At 70.6% G+C, this 15256-nt stretch carries 20 protein-coding genes; 10 read left to right on the forward strand and 10 right to left on the reverse strand.

Going from position 1 to position 15256, the window contains the following annotated elements:
• Positions 1-24 precede the first annotated feature (24 nt).
• Together VM685_RS07660 and VM685_RS07665 are read left to right on the forward strand one after the other, a co-directional pair.
• Complete coding sequence (locus VM685_RS07660) at positions 25-414, forward strand: hypothetical protein (RefSeq protein WP_325459530.1); 390 nt, start codon at positions 25-27, stop codon at positions 412-414.
• Positions 411-608, forward strand: a complete 198-nt coding sequence (locus VM685_RS07665; RefSeq protein ID WP_325459531.1) for a helix-turn-helix transcriptional regulator — start codon at positions 411-413, stop codon at positions 606-608. Before VM685_RS07660 ends, VM685_RS07665 begins: the two co-directional genes overlap by 4 nt.
• Here VM685_RS07665 and VM685_RS07670 read toward each other — a convergent pair.
• Entirely contained in the window at positions 599-1270 is a 672-nt protein-coding gene (locus VM685_RS07670) for a COQ9 family protein (RefSeq protein ID WP_325459532.1), read from the reverse strand. The genes VM685_RS07665 and VM685_RS07670 overlap by 10 nt on opposite strands.
• A 186-nt stretch (positions 1271-1456) precedes the next feature.
• On the opposite strand from VM685_RS07670, the gene rpsU reads away from it, so the two are divergent.
• Both rpsU and ftsH read left to right on the forward strand, forming a co-directional pair.
• Positions 1457-1690: a 30S ribosomal protein S21 gene (gene rpsU, locus VM685_RS07675; RefSeq protein WP_091735317.1), complete on the forward strand. Its 234-nt coding sequence runs from the start codon at positions 1457-1459 to the stop codon at positions 1688-1690.
• A 181-nt stretch (positions 1691-1871) separates the two neighbouring features.
• A complete protein-coding gene (gene ftsH / locus VM685_RS07680; protein WP_325459533.1) occupies positions 1872-3758 on the forward strand; it encodes an ATP-dependent zinc metalloprotease FtsH in 1887 nt (628 codons plus the stop codon).
• Between the two features lie 52 nt (positions 3759-3810).
• Here ftsH and VM685_RS07685 read toward each other — a convergent pair whose 3' ends face one another.
• Both VM685_RS07685 and VM685_RS07690 read right to left on the reverse strand, forming a co-directional pair.
• Positions 3811-5625 carry a PQQ-dependent sugar dehydrogenase gene (locus VM685_RS07685; protein WP_325459534.1) on the reverse strand — a complete coding sequence of 605 codons (1815 nt, stop codon included), beginning with the start codon at positions 5623-5625 and terminating at the stop codon, positions 3811-3813.
• A gap of 57 nt (positions 5626-5682) precedes the next feature.
• A complete protein-coding gene (locus VM685_RS07690; RefSeq protein WP_325459535.1) occupies positions 5683-5856 on the reverse strand; it encodes a hypothetical protein in 174 nt (57 codons plus the stop codon).
• 151 nt (positions 5857-6007) lie between these two features.
• Here VM685_RS07690 and folP point away from each other — a divergent pair, with 151 nt between their 5' ends.
• Positions 6008-6799, forward strand: coding sequence for a dihydropteroate synthase (folP, locus tag VM685_RS07695; RefSeq protein WP_325459536.1), 792 nt, complete (start codon positions 6008-6010; stop codon positions 6797-6799).
• On the opposite strand, the gene VM685_RS07700 is transcribed toward folP, so the two are convergent.
• On the reverse strand, positions 6796-7032 hold the full coding sequence (locus tag VM685_RS07700) for a hypothetical protein (protein WP_325459537.1): 237 nt from the start codon (positions 7030-7032) through the stop codon (positions 6796-6798). The genes folP and VM685_RS07700 overlap by 4 nt on opposite strands.
• A gap of 101 nt (positions 7033-7133) precedes the next feature.
• Here VM685_RS07700 and thiD point away from each other — a divergent pair, with 101 nt between their 5' ends.
• Complete coding sequence (thiD, locus tag VM685_RS07705) at positions 7134-7934, forward strand: bifunctional hydroxymethylpyrimidine kinase/phosphomethylpyrimidine kinase (protein ID WP_325459538.1); 801 nt, start codon at positions 7134-7136, stop codon at positions 7932-7934.
• The gene (locus VM685_RS07710; RefSeq protein WP_325459539.1) at positions 7931-8500 is read left to right on the forward strand and encodes a nucleotidyltransferase family protein; all 570 of its coding nucleotides are present in this window, start codon (positions 7931-7933) and stop codon (positions 8498-8500) included. Before thiD ends, VM685_RS07710 begins: the two co-directional genes overlap by 4 nt.
• Here the strand turns inward: VM685_RS07710 and VM685_RS07715 are convergent.
• A complete protein-coding gene (locus VM685_RS07715; RefSeq protein WP_325459540.1) occupies positions 8488-8937 on the reverse strand; it encodes a GNAT family N-acetyltransferase in 450 nt (149 codons plus the stop codon). The two genes, VM685_RS07710 and VM685_RS07715, sit on opposite strands and share 13 nt — an antisense overlap.
• Before the next feature lie 44 nt (positions 8938-8981).
• On the opposite strand from VM685_RS07715, the gene VM685_RS07720 reads away from it, so the two are divergent.
• Positions 8982-9797, forward strand: coding sequence for a PhzF family phenazine biosynthesis protein (locus VM685_RS07720; protein WP_325459541.1), 816 nt, complete (start codon positions 8982-8984; stop codon positions 9795-9797).
• A gap of 54 nt (positions 9798-9851) precedes the next feature.
• Here VM685_RS07720 and VM685_RS07725 read toward each other — a convergent pair whose 3' ends face one another.
• The 4 genes from VM685_RS07725 to VM685_RS07740 form a co-directional block, all read right to left on the reverse strand.
• Positions 9852-10229 (reverse strand): hypothetical protein, encoded by a 378-nt coding sequence (locus tag VM685_RS07725; protein ID WP_325459542.1) that lies wholly within the window; start codon positions 10227-10229, stop codon positions 9852-9854.
• Between the two features lie 145 nt (positions 10230-10374).
• On the reverse strand, positions 10375-10746 hold the full coding sequence (locus tag VM685_RS07730; protein ID WP_325459543.1) for a hypothetical protein: 372 nt from the start codon (positions 10744-10746) through the stop codon (positions 10375-10377).
• 86 nt (positions 10747-10832) lie between these two features.
• Complete coding sequence (locus VM685_RS07735; RefSeq protein ID WP_325459544.1) at positions 10833-11243, reverse strand: hypothetical protein; 411 nt, start codon at positions 11241-11243, stop codon at positions 10833-10835.
• 121 nt (positions 11244-11364) lie between these two features.
• Positions 11365-13257, reverse strand: coding sequence for an ATP-binding protein (locus VM685_RS07740; protein WP_325459545.1), 1893 nt, complete (start codon positions 13255-13257; stop codon positions 11365-11367).
• A gap of 253 nt (positions 13258-13510) precedes the next feature.
• Between VM685_RS07740 and VM685_RS07745 the strand changes: the two genes are divergently transcribed.
• Both VM685_RS07745 and VM685_RS07750 read left to right on the forward strand, forming a co-directional pair.
• Positions 13511-13846, forward strand: a complete 336-nt coding sequence (locus tag VM685_RS07745; protein ID WP_325459546.1) for a hypothetical protein — start codon at positions 13511-13513, stop codon at positions 13844-13846.
• 60 nt (positions 13847-13906) lie between these two features.
• On the forward strand, positions 13907-14341 hold the full coding sequence (locus VM685_RS07750) for a hypothetical protein (RefSeq protein WP_325459547.1): 435 nt from the start codon (positions 13907-13909) through the stop codon (positions 14339-14341).
• On the opposite strand, the gene VM685_RS07755 is transcribed toward VM685_RS07750, so the two are convergent.
• On the reverse strand, positions 14322-15206 hold the full coding sequence (locus tag VM685_RS07755) for a DMT family transporter (RefSeq protein ID WP_325459548.1): 885 nt from the start codon (positions 15204-15206) through the stop codon (positions 14322-14324). The genes VM685_RS07750 and VM685_RS07755 overlap by 20 nt on opposite strands.
• Positions 15207-15256: the final 50 nt, after the last annotated feature.

Below are 15256 nucleotides of genomic sequence, written 5' to 3' on the forward strand. Positions count from 1 at the left end.
GACTCATCGTCAGGAGGCCGACCCATGGCCTGGGACATCGCCCACCGTCGCTATCTTTTCCGCACCCTGGCCTTCATGGCGGGCTACGTCGCGATCAACATGGCCGCCATCCGCGGCGCCTTCGATGACCGCACCGCCCCGGGCTCCTATGCGCTCGGCCTTGCCGTCGCCGCCCCGGTCGCCGGCCAGATCTGGGCGACGCTGGCGCTGATGAGGGACGCCGACGAGTTCGTCCGGGCGGTGACCGCCAAGCGGTTCATCATCGCCTCGGGTCTGACGATGGCAGTGGCCAGCGCCTGGGGCTTCCTGGAGCTCTACGCCCACGCCATGCACATCTCGGCGGCGATGGTCTATCCGCTGTTCTGGGGGATCTACGGCCTGGTGACGCCCTTCGTGCGCACCGCGCGGGTATGAAGAACCGGCTGCGCGAGCTGCGCACCGGCCGTGGCTGGACCCAGGAGGAGCTCGGCAAGCGGCTCGGCGTCTCGCGCCAGGCGGTGATCGCGCTCGAGACCGACAAGCACGACCCGTCGCTGGACCTCGCATACCGGATCGCGGCCCTGTTCGGCGAGCCGGTGGAGGCGATCTTCGAGAACCCTCACGCCTGAGGGCGGGACCCGTAGCGCATGCGACCCAGCGCCTGGGCCACGCCGGTGACGAAGTCAGACGGCCGGAGCCTCGTCGTGGCCTTCCACTTCTCGAAGCGCATGACGTCCTCGATACGCCGGTCGACGTACTTCAGCGCCTCGGCGCGGCCCTCGGCCATGCGGATGGCCAGCGCCGAGGTGAGGATGCCGGCGAGGATCGCCCGCTTGGAATAGTGGTTCTCGTCGGTGGCCACGTCGCCGGCCCACCGCCACAGGACGTCGGCGCTCTCCCAGGCAAGTTTGCCGCCGAGCCCGAGGTTGAGCGGCAGGGCCAGATAGCCCGCCCACCGCCGCGTCGCGGGCTCGTCGGCGGCGGCCGCGTCCAGCCTCGCCTCGACGGCGCGGGCGATGCGCTCGCGGATCTTGAGCGCGGCCGGGTCGAGCGGCTCGAGCGCGAGGAGCGCCCGCTGGTCGTGGCGGCGGGAGAAGAGGGCGGCGAGGTCGGCCGGGCCGTGCGGGACCAGCAGCTCGGTCTCGCCCTCGGAGAAGCCGCAGGCGCGGCCGGCGTGTTTCGCCATCCGCCAGGTCCAGCCCTCGCGCGCCGCTAGGCGGATCGCCTGCTCCAGAAGCTGCTGCTCGGCCCCTCGGGCCCAGTCCTCGGCGGTGTCGGCGGTCGCGGTCATGGAACCCATCTTAGCGCCCAGGCTTTCGGCCGTCTCGGCGTGGACACAGCCTATCTCTTCTGATATCTGCCCGCGCTCAAACCCGAAGGCCGTTCGCCTCCGGGCCCAATGTTTTTGTTCGCTCGCCGCCGCCCCATGCCGGGTCACGGGCGCCGGGCGGTGTAGCGACCGACAGGAGAGAGACCCCTGGTTCAGATTTTCGTCCGCGACAACAACGTCGATCAGGCCCTCAAGGCGCTGAAGAAGAAGATGCAGCGCGAGGGCTCGTTCCGCGAAATGAAGCGGCACGTGCACTACGAAAAGCCGTCGGAAAAGCGCGCCCGCCAGAAGGCGGAAGCCGTGCGCCGGGCCCGCAAGCTGGCCCGCAAGCGCGCCCAGCGCGAAGGCCTGATCGCGGCCCCGAAGAAGCCCGCCCGGTAACGGCTACTTTCGGCCACATCGGTCACTATGTTGAAGGGCCGCGCCACCTGGCGCGGCCCTTTGCATTTGCGGTCAAGGCGCGGTCTTCGGTCGCGTGCGGGACGGCCTCGCTGGTGGAACGCCGGTCGACCCCCTATCTTGAACGAAAGCCAATAGCTCTTTGCGAGACGGTCCCTAGTCCATGAACCTGCGCAATCTCGTCATCTGGGGCGTGATCATCGTCGTCCTGGTCGGTCTCTACAGCATGATGACCGGAGGCGCCGGGCGCGCCGCCGGCCAGGGCGAGATCACCTATTCCCAGCTCCTCGCCAAGGTGAACTCGGGCGAGGTGCGCCAGGCGGTCATCCAGGGCGCCACGGTCCAGATCAAGGACCAGGCGAACAAGACCTACACGGCGGTCACGCCGGCCAGCCAGGAAGACCTCATCAAGCGGCTGGAGAGCCAGGGCGCGGATATCGCCGTGAAGCCGGCCGGCGGCCCGGGCCTCCTGGGCTTCTTCCTGAACGCCCTGCCCATCCTGCTGCTGATCGGCGTCTGGATCTTCTTCATGCGCCAGATGCAGGGGGGCGCGCGCGGCGCCATGGGCTTCGGCAAGTCCAAGGCCCGGCTGCTGACCGAGAACAAGAACCGCGTCACCTTCGACGACGTGGCCGGCGTGGACGAGGCCAAGGAGGAGCTGCAGGAGGTCGTCGACTTCCTGAAGGATCCCCAGAAGTTCCAGCGCCTCGGCGGCAAGATCCCCAAGGGCGCCCTGCTGATCGGTCCTCCGGGCACGGGTAAGACCCTGATCGCCCGCGCGGTCGCCGGCGAGGCGGGCGTGCCGTTCTTCACCATCTCGGGCTCCGACTTCGTGGAGATGTTCGTGGGCGTCGGCGCGAGCCGCGTGCGCGACATGTTCGAGCAGGCGAAGAAGAACGCGCCCTGCATCATCTTCATCGACGAGATCGACGCCGTGGGCCGCCATCGTGGCGCAGGCCTCGGCGGCGGCAACGACGAGCGCGAGCAGACCCTCAACCAGCTGCTGGTCGAGATGGACGGCTTCGAGGCGAACGAGGGCATCATCCTGATCGCCGCCACCAACCGTCCCGACGTCCTGGACCCGGCCCTGCTGCGTCCCGGCCGCTTCGACCGCCAGGTCGTCGTGCCGAACCCGGACATCAACGGCCGCGAGCGTATCCTGCGCGTGCACATGAAGAACGTGCCGCTGGCCGCCGACGTCGAGGTGAAGGTCATCGCCCGCGGCACGCCGGGCTTCTCGGGCGCGGACCTGGCCAACCTGGTCAACGAGGCCGCCCTGATGGCCGCCCGGAAGAACCGCCGCATGGTCACCATGCGCGACTTCGAGGACGCCAAGGACAAGGTCATGATGGGCGCCGAGCGCCGGTCCATGGTCATGACCGAGGACGAGAAGAAGCTCACCGCCTACCACGAGGGCGGCCACGCCCTGGTGGCGCTGAACGTCCCGGCCACCGACCCGGTGCACAAGGCGACGATCATCCCGCGCGGCCGTGCGCTCGGCATGGTCATGCAGCTGCCCGAGCGGGACAAGTTCTCGATGTCCTACGAGCAGATGACCTCGCGCATCGCGATCCTGTTCGGCGGCCGCGTGGCCGAAGAGCTGATCTTCGGCAAGGACAAGGTGACCTCGGGCGCCTCCTCGGACATCAGCCAGGCGACCAAGCTCGCCCGGGCCATGGTCACCAAGTGGGGCTTCTCCGACCGCCTGGGCGCGGTGGAATACGGCGAGAACCAGGAGGAGGTCTTCCTGGGCCACTCCGTCGCCCGCAACCAGAACGTCTCGGAAGAGACCGCCAAGATCATCGACGAGGAAGTCCGCCGCCTGGTGGAATCCGGCGAGAAGGAAGCGCGGCGGATCCTGACCGAGAAGATGGAAGACCTGCACACCCTGGCCCGGTCCCTGCTCGAGTACGAGACCCTGACCGGCGAGGAGATCACCAATGCGCTGAAGGGCGTCCCGCCCGTGCGCGAGGAGGCGGACGCCAGGCGGCCCACGGGTCCCGCGGTCTCCGTGCCGATCTCGCCCCGGCCCGATCCGGAGCCGGCGTGAGCCTGGTCTGATCTGACGGAGGGGCGGTCGCAGCGATGCGGCCGCCCTTTTTCTATGCCCCGAAGATCCAGTCGCCGGTGAGCTGGCTCATCTGCACGCCGACCAGGATCATCCGCCCGCCGCCCGGCATGTCGATGACCACGCCTTCGCCGGTCTCGCTGAGCACATAGGTCTGGCCCGGCAGGAGCTGGACGCGGTCGCCCTGAGCGCGGCTGAAGTCGGTCACCCGGTCGACGCCGGCCTCGCCGAAGGTGTGGAAGGTGTCGGCGCCCGGGCCGCCCGCCAGGGTGTCGTCGCCGCGGTCGCCGCTCATCCAGTCGTCGCCGGCCTGGCCCAGCAGGGTGTCGTCGGCCTGGCCGCCGCGCATCAGGTCGGCCCCGTCGCCGCCGTCCAACCAATCGAGGCCGAGGTTGCCGTAGACGATATCGGCGCCCGCGCCGCCGTCCAGCAGGTCCTGCCCCTGGCCGCCCACAACCCAGTCGTCGCCGTGCCCGCCGACGACGGTGTCCTGGCCCATGTTGCCGTGCAGGTCGTCGAAGAACAAACCGCCGTAGATCAGGTCGTCGCCGTCCTCGCCACGGATGAGGTCGCTGGCGTCGCCCGCCCCCGCGCGTGGCGTCAGGCGGTGCACGTCGCCGTCCAGGCCGATGACGTAGAGCCGGCCGCGCCCGTCCACGGCGAAGGAGGCGATCTGGTCGATGTCGCCGCCGCTCACCGCCAGCTGGGCGTTCCGGTTGAGGAAGTCCTGGGCGGCGCCGTCCTTCAGCGCCACCGTCCAGATGTTGCCGCTGGCGAAGTCGCCGAACCAGTAGAGGCCCTGGCCGCCGCCCGGCCCGTGGTAGACGTAGCCGCCGGTGACGGCCACGCCGGAATAGAGCGGCGTCGTGCGGTCGTAGTCGAGGATGGGCGCGGTCAGCCCGTCGGGCGCCGCGCCGATGTTCGGCCGGTTGCCCTCCATGAACCGCCAGCCGAAGTTGAGGCCGCCCTGGCCGGCGGGCGCCACGTCCACCTCCTCGCGGGCGCCCTGGCCCACGTCGCCGATCCAGAGGTCGCCGGTCGCGGAATCGAAGCTCGCCCGCCAAGGATTGCGCAGGCCCATCAGCCAGACCTCGTCGGCCCCGGCCACGGCGCCCGCGAAGGGGTTGTCCGGCGGGATCGTGTAGTTGCGGTTGGCGTCGGCCGGGAAGGCGTCGCCGTCAACGTCGATGCGCAGAATCTTGCCCAGCAGGCTGTCCCGGTTCTGGGCGTTGTTCTGCGGGTCGTTGCCCGACCCGCCGTCGCCCGAGGCGATGTAGAGGAAGCCGTCCGCGCCGAACGCCATCCAGCCGCCGTTGTGGTTGGCGAACGGCTGGTCGAACGTGAGCACCATTCGGGAAGAGCCGGCGTCGGCGTGGTTGGCGTCCGCCCGGCGGTACTCGCGTATTTCGGTGTCGCCGAGGGCGTTGGTGAGGTTGACGTAGAACAGGCCGTTCGCCGCGTAGTCGGGGTGGAAGGCCAGCCCCAGCAGCCCCTGCTCCCCGCCCGTCGCCAGGCTGTTGTCGGGCAGGTCGAGGAACGGATCGGCCTGCACCTGGCCGGCGTTCAGGTCCAGGATGCGGATCCGCCCGGTGTGCTGCTCCACCAGGAACAGCCGGTCGGGATCGCCCGGCGGCGAGGCGCCGAACAGGGGGGCCGACAGGCCGGAAGCCACCCGGACGGCGTCGATCAGCCCGCTCGCGGCGTCGGTGTCGGACGGGCCATGGCCGTAGAGGGTGTCGTTCCCCGCGCCGCCGAACAGGGTGTCGGCGCCATTCCCGCCTGAGACGGTGTCGGCGCCGCTCGTGCCGGTCAGCGTGTCGCGCGCGCTCGTCCCCGAAAGCTCGGCCATCTCAGGCTCCCACGGCTCAGCTCGCAACCAGAACGCGCAGTCGGCCGCAGCGTTCAACTAGCTCTGCAGAAGCTTGATGGCCTCCTTCAGCACCGCCCGCCCCCAGCTCGTCACGTCGGGGCGGGCGAGCTTCTCCTGCGCGGCGCTGACGGCCGTGTCCCCGTGGCGGAGGCGCAGGAAGCGGGCCTCTTCCGCCGCCTCCTCGCGAAGCCGCCGCCGTCGGCGCCACATTCGCAGCGGATTGAGGCGAAGGCGCCCTCCGGCGGCTGACGGAGGGCTCCCCATGCGGCCCGGCCGCCTGCTACTCATGATCTCGACCATGGTGACACAACCTCCTCACCCCCCAGGAGCGTCGGCGACAAGCCTAAGGGCCGTTCGCGTCATGGCTGTGACGAACGTCACACCGGACAGCTTCTCCGACGGCGGCCGTTTCCTGGATCCCGACCGGGCGCTGGCGCATGCGCGCCGGCTGATCGCCGACGGAGCCGACATCCTTGACGTCGGCGGCGAGTCGACACGGCCGGGCGCCGAGCCGGTCGACGAGGCCGAGGAGATCGCCCGCGTCGTGCCGCTGATCCGGGCCATCCGGGCGGAACGCGACGTGGCGGTGTCGGTGGACACGATGAAGCCCGCCGTGGCCCGCGCCGCAGTCGGGGCGGGCGCCGCCATCTGGAACGACGTCAGCGCCCTGCGCCACGCGCCCGACAGCCTCGACGTGGCCGCCGAACTGGGCTGCGACGTGGTGCTGATGCACATGCAGGGCGAGCCCCGCACCATGCAGGCCGAGCCGCGCTATGCCGACGTGGTCGGCGAGGTGACCGACTTCCTCGCCGGCCGGGCCGAGGCGGCCATGGCCGCAGGCGTGGCGCGCGAGCGCATCTGGCTCGATCCCGGCATCGGCTTCGGCAAGCACATGATGGGGCACAACCTGCCGCTGCTGGCCCACCTCGACCGGATCGTCGCCCTGGGCTTTCCGGTGCTGCTCGGGGCGAGCCGCAAGAGCTTCATCAGCGCCGTGGACGGCGGCGGGCGGGCGCCGTCGGAGCGGCTGGGCGGCTCCATCGCCGCGGCGCTGGCGGGCGCGGCCGCAGGCGTCGCCGCCGTGCGCGTGCACGACGTGCGCGAGACGGCCCAGGCGCTCCGGGTCTGGCGCGCGATCGCGGAGGCGCGTTAGCCCGCCGCCCCCTTCACCCGCGGGTGGTCGCGCCAGGCCGGCAGGGTGGCCATGTAGGCGAGGGTGGCCCGCTCGGCCGCCTCGCGGGCGCCGCCGCGCTCCCGCAGCTGCCAGGCGACCATCCGCTCGAAGCGGGTGTCGAAGTCCTGCAGGGCGCCGGTCTCGTCGACGCAGTACTGGCAGTAGCGGCCCGTCTCGATCGGCATGCCGCAGCTTTCACACCTGTGGGTCATGGCGGGGCTCCTTCGCGCCTATCCACAACCCTGCGCCGGCGGTCGGCATGATGGAACGCAAAACCGATGCAATTCCCCGCCGCCCGCGCTATCGCCAGCGCATGCAGCCCCTCGGCCGAGTCCTGATCATCGCCGGCTCCGATTCCGGCGGCGGGGCCGGGATCCAGGCCGACATCAAGACGGTGACGGCGCTCGGAGGATACGCCGCCACGGCCGTCACCGCGATCACGGTGCAGAACACCCTGGGCGTCACCGGCGTCCACCCGATCCCGCTGGACATTGTCGAGGCGCAGGCCCGGGCGGTGCTGGACGACATCGGCGCCGATGCCCTGAAGACCGGCATGCTGGGCGACTCCGCCGCGGTGGAGACGGTGGCCGGCATCCTCGACCTCAGCCCCGCGCCGGCGGTGGTGGACCCGGTGATGATCGCCAAGGGCGGCGCGGCGCTGCTGACCCCCGGCGCGGTGGGCGCGGTGCAGCGGCTGATGGTCCCGCGCGCGGCGCTGCTGACCCCCAACGCGCCGGAGGCGGAGGCGCTCACCGGCCATGCGATCGCCACCGCCGACGACCTGCGGCGGGCCGGCGAGGCGCTGCTGGCCATGGGGGCGAAGGCGGTGCTGATGAAGGGCGGCCATCTGGACGGCGAGCGGGTCACCGACGTGCTCATGACCGCGGCCGGCGAGACCGTGTTCGAGGCCGAGCGGCAGCACACCCGCCACACCCACGGGACCGGCTGCACCCTGGCCTCGGCCTGCGCCGCGGGCCTGGCGCAGGGCCTGCCGCTCACCGAGGCGGTGGCCCGCGCCTGGGCCTATGTGCAGGAGGCCATGGCCCGCGCGCCCGGCCTCGGCCGCGGCCACGGGCCGCTCGACCATGCCTGGACGCTGAGGGGGCGCCCATGAGCCTGGAAGCCCGCCTCGAAGCCATCGTGCGCGAGACCCCCGACCTCATGCGGGTGCTGGGCGTCGCCCGCGAGCTCGACCTTCCCGACTGGCTGATCTTCTCCGGCGCCGTCTACCAGCCGGTGCTGAACCGCCTGACCGGCCGCTCCGCCAGCTACGGAATCAAGGACTATGACCTCGGCTATTTCGACGCCTCCGACACCTCCTACGAGGCCGAGGACGTGGTGATCCGCCGGGTGGCGGAGGCCTTCGCGCCGCCGCTGCGGGAAATGGTCGAGGTGAGGAACCAGGCCCGGGTGCACCTCTGGTTCGAGGGCAAGTTCGGCGAGCCCTACGCCCCGCTCACCCACTCCTCCGAGGCCCTGACCCGCTTCGTGAGCCCGCTGTTCGCGGTGGGCGTGCGCCTGGAGGCGGACGACCGCCTGACCATCGTCGCGCCGTTCGGCCTGGAGGATCTCTTCGCCATGCGGCTGCGGCCCAATCCCTCGCGGGTCACCGGCGGCTTCGAGCGCACGGCGACCTCGGTGACCGCCCGCTGGCCGGAGGTGGAGGTTCAGCGCCGATAGACGTCCGGGTCGCGGATCTCCATCCAGCCCTCGACGCCGGTCAGCGGCGTGAAGCCGAACTGGGCGTAGAGCCCGTGGGCGTCGCGGGTGGCCAGGTGCATCCTGCGGAAGCCCTGCAGGTCGGGGTGGCCCTTGAGATAGGCCATCAGCAGCTTGCCCACGCCCGCCCCGCGGTGGGTCTCGTCCACGAAGACGTCGCAGATCCAGCCGAACGTCGCCCGGTCGGTGACCACCCTGGCCATGCCCGCCATGCTCCCGTCCGGCCCATAGGCGCCGACGGTCAGGCTGCCGGCGCAGGCTTTCGCGAAGATCTCGAGCGGAATCCCCTCGGCCCAGTAGCTCGCGCCCCCGATCCACTGATGCGCGCGGGCAACATCGAACCTCGTAACGTCGTCGCTGACGACATAACCATCCTCGCGGCGGGTTTCGTGGGGCATTGCGGCTCCTATCTCGAAGCTTCGCCATAGGAGACCTTGCCGTGATGCGCCAGTGGACCGTCGACGCCTTTGCGCCCGAGCCCTTCAAGGGCAACCCCGCCTGTGTGGTGGAGCCGATGGACGCATGGCCGGACGCCGCCTGGATGCAGAGGCTGGCCGCCGAGAACAACCAGGCCGAGACGGCCTTCCTCCTGAAGACCGCCGATCCGGCGCGCTTTGGCCTGCGCTGGTTCACCCCCGCGCTGGAGGTGCCGCTCTGCGGCCACGCCACCTTGGCGTCGGGCCATGTGCTGCTTGCGGAACTGGGGCTGGACGTCACGCAGGTCATCTTCGACACGCAGTCGGGCCCGCTCACCGTCCGCCGTTCCGGCGGGCTCTACGAGATGGACTTCCCCGCCCAGCCGCCGAAGCGCTGCGAAGTGGCCGGCCTCGCGGAGGCGCTGGGCGTGCAGCCGGTGGAGGTCTGGGCCTCCAACTATGTGATCGCGGTGCTGGCCGACGAGGCGGCGGTCCGGGCGGTGACGCCCGACCTCGTGGCGCTGGAGAAGGTCGCCGGCGAGCACACGGGCAGCCGGGGCAACGTCGGGGTCGCGGCCCTGGCCGACGCCGGACGCCCCTACGATGTCGTGGACCGCTTCTTCGCGCCGGGCTCCGGCATCCCGGAGGATCCGGCCACCGGCTCCTTGCACTGCATCCTGGCCCCGCTGTTCGCCGACAAGCTCGGACGGCCGACGGTCACCTTCCACCAAGCCTATCCCGGCCGCGGAGGCGACCTGGAGTGCGAGCACCGCGGCGACCGCGTCCTCCTGCGCGGCCGTGCGGCGACGGTGGTGGACGGCCGGCTGCGTGTCGCGCCCTGAGGGCAGGACGCCCCCGGATCGCTCCGGGGGCGTCCCGCGTCGACGTCTGTTGTCCTAGCGGCGGTAGCCCCAGGCGTAGGGTGGGGCGTAGGGAACGGCCGCATAGCGGTTCACCGCCGCTTCCACCCGGTTCACCGTCCGGCTGAGGCGGGCGAACTCCATGTTGCTGGCGCGCCCGGTCTCGACCCGCCAGGTGAGCGGCTGCACCCGGCGCAGCTCCACGTGCAGGCGGCGCGCCTCCATGGGCGACATGCGTCCGTCCCGAACCGCGTCGTCGATGCGCCAGTGGAGGCTGTCCACATAGGACGTGGTGAGCGGCGCGTCATAGGCCGGCGGGTAGTTCCAGGGCTGCGCCATGGCCGGGGCGGCCGCGGCGGCCGTCAGGCTCAGCGCCGAGGCGCCGATCAGGGCCAGAGTGTTGAGCGTCTTCATGGTCAGTACCTCTGCTTTGGTGTCCCTCTGCTTCGGTCCCTCTGAACACGGCAGGCAAAACCCGCCTGCGGCGCGATGGTTTCTTCAAAAATACACGAACGCCGCCCCGGGGGTCGGGGCGGCGCGTGCCGTTCAGGCGGTGGTGCTAGCGACGGTAGCCGTCGCCGTAGCCATAGCCGTAGTCGCGGTCGCGGCGCTCGAAGCGGATCTGGGCCGCGAGCCGGTCGAACCGGCGGTCGAGGTCCGCCCGCTCCCAGCGGGTCAGGCCGTTCACTCGATAGCGATGCTCCAGGCGCGCCAGCTGGTTAAACTCGCCGCGCAGGCGACGGGCCTCGGTGCGGGTCAGGTCGCCGCGCTGGACACCGCGCTCGATGCGCCGGTCGAGCTGCTGCTGGCGCTGGTTGATCGACTGCCAGTCGTTGCCCGGATGGTGGTAGGGCTGGGCCGAGGCGGCCGTCGCGGACAGGGCGAGCGCCGAGGCGGCGCCGGCCAGGGTGAGGATGGTGAGCTTCTTCATCTGTCAGAGTCCTTGGCTAAGGGTCGTCCCTCTGAGTGGCGCTCCCGCCCACGGGGCGTCTGAACCCCCTGGGCGGGAATGGGTTGCTAGCGGCGGCGGCCGTAGCCGTAGCCGTAATCGCGGTCGTCACGGTCGTAGCGGTCATCCCGGTCGTACCGGTCGGCGCGGCGATAGCTGTTCACGGCCCGCTCGATGCGGTTCACCGCCTGGTTGAGACGCTGGCGCTCCCAGCGGCTCGCCTGGCCGGTCTCCACGCGCCACGCCAGCGGTTGCACGGCGCGCAGCTCGCCCATCAGCTCCCGGGCTTCGCCGCGGGTGATGCGGCCCTCGTTGGCGGCGTTGCGGATCTTCCATTCCAGGCCGTCGACCTCGCCGCTGGTGTGGCGGGCGCCCGCATAGCTGCGGTCGTGGTCACGGTCCCAGGACTGGGCGGCGGCGGGGGCTGCGGCCGTGGCCAGCGCGGCGGCGGCGGCGACCGAAAGCAGGATCTTCTTCATCTGGTCCTCCAGACCATTCGAGCGCCGGGGGGCCCGGCGTTGATGGACCGAAGAAACCACACCGCCCCTGACGCGCGTCTGAGCCGGGCGTTGTGCAAGGTTCAGGTTGCTGACGCGGCGTTCAGGCCGCGTTCGTCTGGCTCCCGCCAGCCTGGCTGCAGCCGGTCGCGGCGGCGTTCAGCGCGGCCGAGATCGCCTCGTAGAGCTTGGCGATCTCAATGGGCTTGGCGACGTGCCCGTCCATGCCCACGGCCATGTATTCGGCGACCTGGTGGGAGAGCGCGTTGGCCGTCAGGGCGACGATCGGCGTGCGTGTCCGGCCCTGCTTCTTCTCGGCGGCGCGGATCGCCTTGGCGGCCTGGATGCCGTCCATGACCGGCATCTGGATGTCCATGAGGATCAGGTCGTAGCCGCCAACCCGCCAGGCCTCCACCGCCTCCTTCCCGTCGGGCACGATGTCGATGTCGATACCCAGGGAGTTCATCACCGCCGTCAGCACCTGGCGGTTGGTGGGGTTGTCCTCGGCCGCCAGCAGGCGGATGCCCGCGTCGTGGCTGGGCGCGGCGGCCACGGCGTCGCTCGCCTCGCCGTGCTGGAGCGGGAGCTCGACGGTGAACACCGAGCCCTTGCCCTCCCGACTCTCCACGTCGATCGAGCCGCCCATCATCTGGGTCAACTCCCGGCAGATGGCGAGCCCCAGGCCCGTGCCGCCGAACCGGCGCGTCGCCGAGTTGTCGGCCTGGGTGAACTTCTCGAACAGCGACGGCAGCTTCTCCGGGGCGATGCCGACGCCGGTGTCGCGGACCACCATGCGCAGGGCGCCGGTGTCGGGATTGACGTCGATGACCGCGGCCACCGAGCCCTGCGGGGTGAACTTCACGGCATTGGACAGGAGGTTGCCGAGGATCTGGCGAAGGCGGTCCGGGTCGCCGCGCCACCAGCCGGCGGCGGTGGCGTCCACCTCCACCTGGAAGCCGAGGCCCTTGTCGCGCGCCTGCACCGCATAGTTCTCGCGAGTGGCTGCGATGGTCGGCTCGAGCTCGAAGTCGTCCTTGGCGAGCGTCAGCTTGCCGGCCTCGATCTTGGAGAGGTCGAGCACGTCGTTCAGCACCGCCAGCAGCAGGTTGCCCGACTGCCGGATGATGTCGAGGCGGCCGCGCTGGGTGGGGGCGAGCTCGCCCATGGCCATCACCTCGGCCATCGCCAGCACGCCGTTCAGCGGCGTGCGGATCTCGTGGCTCATGTTGGCCAGGAACTGGGTCTTCAGCACATTGGCCGCGTTGGCCGCGTCGCGGGCGCTCTCCAGCTCGCGCATGGCCCGCTTGAGGTCCTCCTCGCGCTCGCCGAGCTTGCCCAGGAGGTGGTTGAAGCTGTCGTTGAGGCTGCGGAAGAGCTCGTCCTGCGCCTTGGCCTCGACCGGTGCGAAGCTGCCGCCGGCGGCGACCTCGTGCATCGCCTCCGACAGGCTCTGCACCGGCGCGATCACCCGCCGCGCCAGGCTGCGGGCCAGGAACAGGGCCACGCCGATCCCGCCGAACAGCAGGGCGAAGGTGAGGGCGATGAATTGCGGCAGGAGCGGGGTGAGCGCCGGGCTCTCCACCGTCATGTCCAGGCGTCCGACGAGGCGGCCCTTGTCCACCACCTCGGCCTGCACCTTCTCGGCGGCGGTCTTGGGATGGCCGCCCGGCCGGCGATAGGCCGCGAGCGGCCGGCCCTGCGGATCGCTGAGCGTCGCCGAGACGACCCGCTGGCTGGCGGACAGGGCGGCGAGGGGCGCGCCGAGGCCGGCCGGATCGCCCTCGGCCACGGCGGCGGCGGCGGTCTGGGCGGTGATCTGGGCGAGGGACTGGTGGATCTGGTGCGACTGCGTCTTCGCCACCGCCCACTGCTGCAGCATGAAGGTCAGGCAGGCGGCCAGCAGCACGACCAAGGTCGTGATCAGCCCCACGCTCGCCACTCGCGCGTGGAAACTGGCGACGGGAACCCGGTCTGTATCGCCGGTGGGCTGGGTCATGATGCTCGCGGAGGTCGCACGAGATTCCGCCTTAAGCCGATAATCCTAACGCTTCGCTTCCGAAGAGCCCGCACGTCCAAGTTGTTCGCCCTGGGCGGGCAATGGCTCGCCCCCGACGCGAAACTGTGCCCGCACAGCCACGCCACAACCCCCAGCCGAGCAAAACATGCTTAACAACTGATGAATCGTTTGCGTGAAGCTTCACCTTTCATTTACCGTGAATGCGTGGGTTTCCTTCGTGGAGGGGTGTGTGATGGAAAAGATCTTTGTGGCCCGTAAGGTCGCGAACAAGCTGTTCGAGACGGAAGCGGCCGTGGACAGCGCGCTGGTGGAAGCCGCCGAGCTGATGAGCGTCATGCTCGCGGCCCGGAAGGACGTGAACACGTCCCTGGTCTTCGCCGACGACTGCCAGGTGAAGCTGATGGAGGCCATGAAGGCCCTCAGCGAAGCGCGCACCGCCATGGTGGGCGTGCACAACGAGCTGAACGAAGCCAAGCTTCGCCTCGGCATCCGCACGAAGATGGAAGTGATCAAGCCGTCCCTGCTGACGGACGCCGAGAAGACCGCCCTGCTGCGCGACGCCGGCTGATCAAGGTTTCCAGAGTTTAACTGTTGCTGCACCCCTTAGTCGCACTAAGGGGTGCAGTACATGACCGCCGCCTATCTCCTCGCGACCCTCCTGCTGGTCTTCGCCGCCGCCACCTGCCTCTTCGGACTGGTGAAGGGCGGAGCGGCCGAGCGCTTCGGGGCCGGCGTCATCCTCGCTAATCTGCTCGTGGGCGTGCTCAACGGCTGGGTCATCCACCAGCCGCTGCTGTCGCTGGCCGTGAACGGGCTGACGGCGCTCCTTCTGCTCCCGCTCACCGTCTACTACGCCAGCTTCTGGCTCGGCGGGGTTATGCTGCTGTATGGCCTGCTGTTCACCCTGCACGCCTATTACACGGTGGTGGGCCGGCCGCAGGACGATCTGTTCGCGAACCTCAACAACCTGAACTTCTTCGCCGTCAGCCTCTGCCTGCTGAGCGGCACCGCCCTGGCCTGGCGCCGCCGTCGGCGCGCGGCGGCTAGCGCGGCCGCGGACTGATCGTCACCAGGCCCACGCCGCCCAGGATCAGGGCCAGGGCCGCGATCGCCGACCAGCCGGGCCGCTCGCCCAGCGCCGCCACACCGAGAGCCGTGGCGAACACCGGCGCCAGATAGATGCCCATGCTCATGAACAGCGGTCCCCGGCGGTGGATCAGGAAGACATAGCCGATGGTGGCGATGGCGGTGGAGATCACCCCGAGCGCGGTCATGGCCAGGAGCGACGACAGCGGCGGCCAGGGCGGCAGGGGCTCCATCAGGATCGCGGCGGCGAGCGACACCGGCGCCGCCCACAGGCACATCATCAGGGCCCCGGCGGCGGCCGGGGCAGGGGGCGCGGTCCGGGTCAGCACATTGGACACGGCGTAGAGCACCGCCCCCACCAGGGCGGCGATCAGGCCTGCGGTCTCGATCGTCATGCCCTCCGCCAGCCGGGGCGCCACCAGCACGACAAGGCCGGCGAAGCCCAGCAGCACGCCCCCGGTCTTGCGTCCGGTCAGCCGGTCCGATGCGAGGAAGGCGTGGGCGAGCACGCCCGTGAAGATCGGCGAGGCGCCGTTGCAGATGGCGTTGACGGCGCTGGGCAGCCGCTGGGCGGAGTAGGCGTAGAGCGAAAAGGGCACGGCCATGCCCAGGAACCCGATCAGGGCGTAGACCCGCCAGACCGGATCGCGCCACGGCGGCAGAGGCTGACGGCGCGCCGCCATGACCAGCGCCAGCACCGGGATGGCCACCACCAGCCGGCCGGCGGTGTTCCACAGGGGCGGGATGTGGGCCGTGGCGATCTTCAGGACGGCGAAAGACGAGCCCCACCACAGCACCAGGAAGGCCAGCACCACCCAGTCGAAGGCCTTGGAGGTCGTCATGGGGCGCCCTTGAATCACGGTCCGGCCGCCGCGCCAACCGGGCTGCGCCA

Source organism: Phenylobacterium sp. (assembly GCF_035539035.1).
GTDB lineage: Bacteria > Pseudomonadota > Alphaproteobacteria > Caulobacterales > Caulobacteraceae > Phenylobacterium.